General features: G+C 70.3%; 8 protein-coding genes. 2 read left to right on the top strand and 6 right to left on the bottom strand.

Features of this window, described 5'->3' with window-relative positions:
* Window positions 1-34 precede the first annotated feature (34 nt).
* The 4 genes from ACFUPX_RS28905 to ACFUPX_RS28890 all read right to left on the bottom strand — a co-directional run bounded on the left by ACFUPX_RS28905 (window position 35) and on the right by ACFUPX_RS28890 (window position 3,222).
* Complete coding sequence (locus ACFUPX_RS28905) at window positions 35-1,123, bottom strand: PDZ domain-containing protein (RefSeq protein WP_383328884.1); 1,089 nt, start codon at window positions 1,121-1,123, stop codon at window positions 35-37.
* Between the two features lie 105 nt (window positions 1,124-1,228).
* Entirely contained in the window at window positions 1,229-1,399 is a 171-nt protein-coding gene (locus ACFUPX_RS28900) for a hypothetical protein (protein ID WP_202121319.1), read from the bottom strand.
* A gap of 139 nt (window positions 1,400-1,538) precedes the next feature.
* Window positions 1,539-2,003, bottom strand: coding sequence for a molybdenum cofactor biosynthesis protein MoaE (locus tag ACFUPX_RS28895; protein WP_383328880.1), 465 nt, complete (start codon window positions 2,001-2,003; stop codon window positions 1,539-1,541).
* 106 nt (window positions 2,004-2,109) lie between these two features.
* Entirely contained in the window at window positions 2,110-3,222 is a 1,113-nt protein-coding gene (locus tag ACFUPX_RS28890) for an NAD-dependent epimerase/dehydratase family protein (protein WP_160507120.1), read from the bottom strand.
* A 191-nt stretch (window positions 3,223-3,413) separates the two neighbouring features.
* Here ACFUPX_RS28890 and ACFUPX_RS28885 point away from each other — a divergent pair, with 191 nt between their 5' ends.
* Together ACFUPX_RS28885 and ACFUPX_RS28880 are read left to right on the top strand one after the other, a co-directional pair.
* Entirely contained in the window at window positions 3,414-4,889 is a 1,476-nt protein-coding gene (locus ACFUPX_RS28885; RefSeq protein ID WP_383328876.1) for a zinc-dependent metalloprotease, read from the top strand.
* Window positions 4,886-5,410, top strand: coding sequence for an NUDIX hydrolase (locus ACFUPX_RS28880; protein ID WP_383328873.1), 525 nt, complete (start codon window positions 4,886-4,888; stop codon window positions 5,408-5,410). Before ACFUPX_RS28885 ends, ACFUPX_RS28880 begins: the two co-directional genes overlap by 4 nt.
* A 109-nt stretch (window positions 5,411-5,519) precedes the next feature.
* Here the strand turns inward: ACFUPX_RS28880 and ACFUPX_RS28875 are convergent, their stop codons facing one another.
* Both ACFUPX_RS28875 and ACFUPX_RS28870 read right to left on the bottom strand, forming a co-directional pair.
* Window positions 5,520-6,275 (bottom strand): AIM24 family protein, encoded by a 756-nt coding sequence (locus ACFUPX_RS28875; protein WP_383328871.1) that lies wholly within the window; start codon window positions 6,273-6,275, stop codon window positions 5,520-5,522.
* A 16-nt stretch (window positions 6,276-6,291) separates the two neighbouring features.
* On the bottom strand, window positions 6,292-6,972 hold the full coding sequence (locus ACFUPX_RS28870; protein ID WP_383328868.1) for an AIM24 family protein: 681 nt from the start codon (window positions 6,970-6,972) through the stop codon (window positions 6,292-6,294).
* Between the last annotated feature and the right edge of the window lie 9 nt (window positions 6,973-6,981).

The following is a 6,981-nucleotide window of genomic DNA, read 5'->3' as shown; positions in this document are numbered from 1 at the left end:
CCTCGGGGCGCCCCCACCCGCGTCCTGCCGTCCGCTACTTCTTCGCCGTGCACTGCGGCAGGTCCGCGGTGTCGCCCTTGCGGATGTCGCCGAGGGCGTCGACCGCGTCGTCGATGGTGTTCACCTTGACCAGCGTGAGGCCGTCCGGGACGTCCTTGGCGGCCGTGGCGCAGTTGTCCTTCGGCGTCAGGAAGTACTCGGCGCCCTTGGCGCGCGCGCCGACCGTCTTCATGCCGATGCCGCCGATCGGGCCGACCTTGCCCTTGTCGTCGATCGTGCCGGTACCGGCCACGAACTTGCCGCCGGTGAGGTCGCTCGGGGTCAGCTTGTCGACGATGCCGAGCGCGAACATCAGTCCGGCGCTGGGGCCGCCGACGTCGGCGAGCTTGATGTCGACGGTGAACGGGAAGGTGTGGTCGGTGCCCGCCTGGATGCCGACGATCGCGCGGCCGTCCTTCGCCTTCTCCGTGGTGATCTTGACGTCGTCGGTCCGGGTCGGCTCCTTGCCGGCCTTCTCGGCGGCGGCCGCCTCCTTGACGGGGACGACGCTGAAGACGACGTCCTGGCCCGGCTTGTGCTTGGTGACCAGCTTGGCGACGTCCGTCATCTCCTTGACGGGCGTGCCGTCGACCTTCTTGATGACGTCGCCCGCGTGGAGCGTGCCCTCTGCGGGGCTGTCCTTGAAGACGGTGGAGACGACCACCTGGGACTTCACCGGGATGTCCAGCTCCCGCAACGCCGCGACCTTGGCGCTCTCCTGGGACTGGCTGAACTCCTCGGCGTTCTCCTGGGTCGACTGCTGCTCGGTCTTGCCGTCCGGGTAGAGGGTGTCGTGCGGCACCACGATGTTGTCGTGGGCCAGCCACCCGTACACGGCCTCGGCGATGTTCATGTTGTAGTCGGCGCTGGTGACCCGGACCGTCGTCATGTTGAGGTGACCGGTCGTCGGATAGGTCTTGCGGCCGGAGATCTGCAGCACCGGCTCGCCGCCGTGGTCGCCGAGGGTGTTCACCGTGGGACCCGGGGACATCTCCGAGTACGGCACTTTGATGAGCACTCCGGCGCAGAGCAGCGCGATCAGCATGAGGGTGGAGGCGAGCATCGTCGCGGTGCGGCGTGGCATGGAACGACAGTACGGGACCTGCCTGTCAGTGCACCGCCGGGGCCAGTCCGTACGGGGTCCAGGAGGCGCCCAGAGGGCCTTGGGAGGCCTTCGGGGCCCGATGCCTCAGGTACCGGAGTGGGACTTCTCCATCGCCTCGCGGAAGGCCGCGTAGCCGTTCAGCTCGGTGTGGTCCCCGGTCTTGCCGGACTTGCGGTTGCGCGCCGCCAAGGCGGCCCACAGCCCCGCACCGACAGCTGCCGCAAACGGAATCAGCAACCAGGCAAGTGATGCCATGTCGACCTCCCGACCCCTTGAGCGACCGCAACTGACTGATCAGCAGATTAACCATCCGCTGCGACAACGCTCACGCCAGGGGTCGGGTTACGCAACCGGAGGCTGTTGCTCCAACTGCCCCGGCAAAGGGGGTAGGAGGTCAGCAGGCGCCGACCCACTCCTCCTTGCCGTCGGCGAACCTCTGGTGCTTCCAGATCGGCACCTCGTGCTTGAGGTCGTCGATCAGCTTGCGGCAGGCGGCGAAGGCCTCCGCGCGGTGCGGGCAGGAGACGGCCACGACGACCGCGAGGTCGCCCACGGCCAGGTCGCCGACGCGGTGGACGGCGGCCAGGGCACGCACCGGATATTCGGCGACGACCTTCTCGGCCACCCGGCGCATCTCGGCCTCGGCCGTGGGGTGGGTCGAATAGCCGAGCTCGTCGACGTCCACACCGCCGTCGTGATTGCGCACGGTCCCCACGAAGAGCGCCGTGCCACCCGCCGCGTCGTCACCGACGGCCCGGAAGACCTCGTCCAGCGAGAGCGGTGCGTCACGGATCGCCAGGAGCCGGATGGGGTCCTGTGCGGCCTGCTCGCCGGGGTGGTCGTTCGTGGTGCGTGCCATGCGGCCATGGTGCCGCACGGCACGGACATCACGGAATAGCGCTTTCGCCCGGCACGCGCGCGTGCCGCTTTGGAGCTCTCTACAGGCGCCGGGGGCTCCGGGGGTGTCAGATCCGGCGCCGCGCCTTCCGGGCGCGCCGCACCACCGCGGCCGCACCCAGCAGAGCGACCGTCGCACCGGCGGCGCCCGCGGCCGTCGCGTCCTTGCGCCCGAGCCTGCGTCCCGCCACGGTCCGGCGCCCTGCGACCTCTTCGAGCAGCTCCGCGAGGACCTCCTCGTTGGTCCACTGCGGCCGCCAGCCCGCGTCGTGCAGCCTGCTGACGCTGACCACCCACGGGTACATCGTGTACGCGAGGTCGCCGGCCGGCGACGGGGTGAGACCGATCCGGTGCAGCCGGGCCGCGGCGCCGAGGGCCACCGTGGAGGGCAGCTCCATGCGCCGGATCTCGCTGAGCTCCTCGACCTCTTCCTGCTCCAGCCAGCCGTCGCAGCCGACGGCCAGCTCCCCGTCGACCTTCTCCAGGACGGCGTACTCCAGGGCGCTGCACAGGTCCTCGACGTGGCAGAACTGCCAGGCCGGGCGCGAGCCCGCCACCACGAGCAGCCGGGGCGACTCGAAGTAGCGCGTCAGGGCGGTGTCCGTGCCGCCCACCAGGATCGCGGGGCGCACCACGGTGACGTTCAAACCGGGGTGCGCACGGGGTGCGCGGCGGGCGAGGCGCTCGACCTCCAGGAGGTCGCCGACACCGGTCGCCTCCGCGGTCGCGCGCAGTTCGGCGTCTTCGGAGAGGGGCAGTTCGTTGTCGGACAGCGCTCCGTAGACCATCGCCGACGTGCAGAGCACGACGCGGTGGACACCGGCCGCCGCGGCGGCCGTGAGGACGGTCTGCGTACCGCGTACGTTGTACGCGGTACGGGCGGCGGCGTCGGTCTCCAGGTCGAGATCGAGCGCGAGGTGGACCACGACGTCCGCGCCCCGCAGCTTCTCGGCGATGGCCGGGTCCCTGACGTCCAGGATGTGCCACTGGGCCTGGGCGCACTCGCCCCGCCGCTCGTCGATGGCAACGACCTGCTTGATCTCCTCGGACGCGGCCAGGCGCTCGGTCAGCAGCGCGCCCACGCCCGACGCGGCGCCGGTGACGGCGACCACGGGCCCGCGCACGGGGGCCGGAGTAGAAAGGTTTCGCGCTGCGCGAACCTGTGGATCTGGGGAACTCACCAGGCGTCTCCAGCGGTTGTCTTCAGTAGATACGCGAATGACGCGTACGTACCAGGTGGCATCCATCCTGCCGCAGGCCTTGAGTCGGCGGAGCACTGAGGCCCTATCCCGTCACGGTGTCTACGCTGGGTGGTGTTGTAGGGCAGCCGCCGCCGGAACATTACCGGCGGCCTGACGAGCCGAGGAATCCCGTGAGTGACACCCCATTCGGATTCGGCCTTCCGCCGGAGGAGCCGGAGAACGGCGACGAGGGCAAGAAGAAGGACAGCCCCGGAGGGGGACAGGGTGCAGGTGGTGGCCCTGGGAACCCGTTCGGCTTCGGAGGCCTGCCCGGCGCGGGCGGTCCCGGCGGACAGGGCGGTGACAATCCCTTCGCCGCGATGTTCGGTTCGATGAATCCGAACGACCTGGGCGCCGCGTTCCAGCAGCTCGGCCAGATGCTCAGTTACGAGGGCGGCCCGGTGAACTGGGACATGGCCAAGGACATCGCCCGCCAGACCGTCTCCCAGGGCACGCCCGACGGCACCAAGGACTCCAGCGTCGGCCCCACGGAGCGCGCCGCTGTCGAGGAGGCCGTCCGCCTCGCCGACCTGTGGCTCGACGACGCGACGTCGCTGCCCTCCGGCTCGGGCGTGGCCGTGGCCTGGAGCCGCGCCGAGTGGGTCGAGGCGACCCTCCCGGTGTGGAAGGAACTGGTCGACCCGGTCGCCGAGCGCGTCGGCCTCGCCATGGGTGACGTACTGCCCGAGGAGATGCAGGCCATGGCCGGCCCGCTGATCGGGATGATGCGCTCCATGGGCGGCGCCATGTTCGGCCAGCAGATCGGCCAGGCCGTGGGCGTGCTCGCGGGCGAGGTCGTCGGCTCCACCGACATCGGCCTGCCGCTCGGCCCGGCCGGCAAGGCCGCCCTGCTTCCGGTGAACGTCGAGGCCTTCGGCAAGGACCTGGGCATCTCCCAGGAGGAGGTCCGGCTCTACCTGGCGCTGCGCGAGGCCGCCCACCAGCGGCTCTTCGCCCACGTGCCGTGGCTGCGCTCGCACCTGTTCGGCGCGGTCGAGGGCTACGCCCGCGGCATCAAGGTCGACACGGCCAAGCTGGAGGACGTGGTCGGCCAGCTCGACCCGCAGAATCCCGAGCAGCTGCAGGAAGCGCTCCAGCAGGGCATGTTCCAGCCCGAGGACACTCCCGCGCAGAAGGCCGCTCTGGCGCGCCTGGAGACGGCTCTCGCGCTCGTCGAGGGCTGGGTGGACGCGGTCGTCCACGCGGCGGCCAAACCCCGCCTGTCGTCCGCCGACGCCCTCCGCGAGACGCTGCGCCGCCGCCGCGCGACGGGCGGCCCCGCGGAGCAGACCTTCGCCACGCTCATCGGCCTGGAGCTGCGCCCGCGCAGGCTGCGGGACGCCTCGCGCCTGTGGGCCTCGCTCACGGACGCGCGTGGCGTGGACGGACGTGACGGCCTGTGGGCGCACCCGGACATGCTGCCTACGGCATCGGACCTGGACGACCCGGACGGCTTCGTGCACCACGAGCCGGTGGACTTCTCCGAGCTGGACAAGATGCTCGGCGAGGCGGCGGGCGGCTCCGCCAAGCCGGACCTCAAGAAGGACACCGAGGCCGAGAACGACGCCGGCGACAACAGCGACGACAAGGGCGACAGCGAGAAGTGAGCCTGTATGACGACGCGGTCCTCGTACTGAAGGGCTACGAGGACCAGGAAGAGCTGCGCCAGTACTACCTGGACCATCTCGCCGCCCATCCCGATGACGGCATGTGGAAGGCCTGCACGGACGGCCATGTGACGGCGAGCGCGCTGGTGATCGACCCCTCGCGCGGGCGCGTGCTGCTCACCCTGCACAAGAAGCTGCAGATGTGGCTCCAGATGGGCGGTCACTGCGAGCCGGGCGACGCCTCGCTGGCCGAGGCCGCGCTGCGCGAGGCGACGGAGGAGTCCGGGATCCCCGGCCTCACGCTCCTGCCGGGCGGCCCGGTGCGCCTGGACCGGCATCCGATCCCCGGTCCGTGCACGCAGCACCTGGACGTGCAGTACGCGGCGCTCGCCCCCTCCGGAGCGATCGAGGCGATCAGCGACGAGTCCCTGGACCTGCGCTGGTTCGCGTACGACGAGGTGGCAGCCGTGGCGGACACGTCGGTCGTACGCCTGATGGAAGCAACGAGGGCGCGGCTTTAAGAGCACGCCCTGGGGGCGCCCCGAAGGGGCGCGGGGAACTGCGCGACCAGCCGAGGCCGGCCCGCAGTTCCCCACAGCCCTGTCACTGCTCACGCCCCCCGCGTAGCGGCTAGCTCCAGACGTTGCCCTGGTTCTGCCCCCGAGCGCCCTGCTGGCCCATGCCGTACTGAGCCCTGGCGCCCTGCCCGATGACCGCGTTCTGGGGCGGCAGCATCTCGCTCGGCTGGACGAGGGCGTAGCCCTGGCCCATGAAGCTGAGCTCCCAGCCCTCACCGGTGTTGCCGCGGCGCCGCCACACGCCCGACGAGTGCGTCTGCGCCTGCATCTGCACCCGCAGGCCGTTGGACCAGGCGACGATGGCGTCGGCGTCGGCGTTCACGTACTGGTCAGGCGTGACCTGCAGCATCAGCGGCTGGCCCGAGGTCATCAGGGCGACCTTGCCGCGACCCGTGATGTTGAGCTGGTACTTGCCCGAGCCGGAGATGCCGTACTGGCTGTCCACGGCGATGACCTGGTGGGTCAGCGACGAGTCGAGCGCGAGGACATAGCTGCTGTCCACGGTCAGACCGTCCTGGTCCACATCCACCACGTGGATGTACTGGGCGAGGTTGGCGAGATAGACCGTGCCCCGGCCGTGGCAGCGCATGAGGTCGAGACCCTCGCCGGTGTGCGCGCGGGCCCGCTGGTTGCCCTGGCTCTGGTACTCGGCGTCGAACTCGACCAGCCCCTGGTAGGCGACCATGGCGCCCTTGCGGGCCAGGATGTCGTCGTGGCCTTCGAGGGCCACCCGCAGCAGCTGCGGGTTCTGGACGGTGTAGCGCTCCTGAGTCTGCTGCTCGGTGTGCGCGAAAAGTGAGCTCTGCATGGTGTCCTGCTCCCCCTCAGCCCCGGGCCCGGAGACGATCGGTGCTGTCCTCGCTGGGCTGTACGACGACGATGCCCTCCCCGGAGAAGCCCATCTGGTAGGCCTCACCGCTGCCGCGCCCGATGAGGGAACCGGCCTTGAAGCTGCGCTTGCCCTTCACCTTCAGGTTCGGGGACCAGGCGATCAGGGCGTCCGGGTCGACGTACGTCTCGTCGTCGCCGCGACCGCAGTCGACGACGATCGGGGTGCCGCGGGAGGTCAGCGCGACCCATCCCTGGCCGGAGACCTTGACGTTCCACAGGCCCTGCCCGGCGAACTTGGCCATTCCCTTGACCCGCTCGACGCCCCACTGGAGGGAGGTGTCGAAAGCGAGGAGGTTCGTGCCGTTCACCGAGAGCGAGTCGCCCGCCAGATTGATGACGACGACGTCGGCTCCGTAGTCGGCGAGATAGAGCAGGCCGTCTCCGGAGCACTTCATCAGAGGTGCTCCCTCGCCGGTCATCCACTCCCGCGCGATCTGGCGCACGGCGGGCGGATTGGGCTCGTACTGCACGAACCCTTCGTAGGCGACCATCGAGCCCACGCGGGCGAGGAGGTCATTGCCGGTCTGCATGGCCACCTTGAGCATGTGGCTGCCGTGGTTCTCCATGCGGGCCGCGACCGGTGCCGGGGCGAAGCCCGAGAGTTGCTGATTCATGACGGGCTC

The sequence above is a fragment of the Streptomyces sp. NPDC057302 genome, from assembly GCF_042667685.1.
Classification (GTDB): Bacteria; Actinomycetota; Actinomycetes; order Streptomycetales; family Streptomycetaceae; genus Streptomyces.
Note: the sequence above shows the minus strand (reverse complement) of the source record. Positions and strands in the feature narration are given on the sequence as shown.

Bases quoted from the DNA above. Each gene is read 5' to 3' on its own strand.
- ACFUPX_RS28905 (WP_383328884.1), bottom strand. From the start codon at position 1,123: ATGCCACGCCGCACCGCGACGATGCTCGCCTCCACCCTCATGCTGATC.
- ACFUPX_RS28900 (WP_202121319.1), bottom strand. From the start codon at position 1,399: ATGGCATCACTTGCCTGGTTGCTGATTCCGTTTGCGGCAGCTGTCGGT.
- ACFUPX_RS28895 (WP_383328880.1), bottom strand. From the start codon at position 2,003: ATGGCACGCACCACGAACGACCACCCCGGCGAGCAGGCCGCACAGGAC.
- ACFUPX_RS28875 (WP_383328871.1), bottom strand. From the start codon at position 6,275: ATGCAGAGCTCACTTTTCGCGCACACCGAGCAGCAGACTCAGGAGCGC.
- ACFUPX_RS28870 (WP_383328868.1), bottom strand. From the start codon at position 6,972: ATGAATCAGCAACTCTCGGGCTTCGCCCCGGCACCGGTCGCGGCCCGC.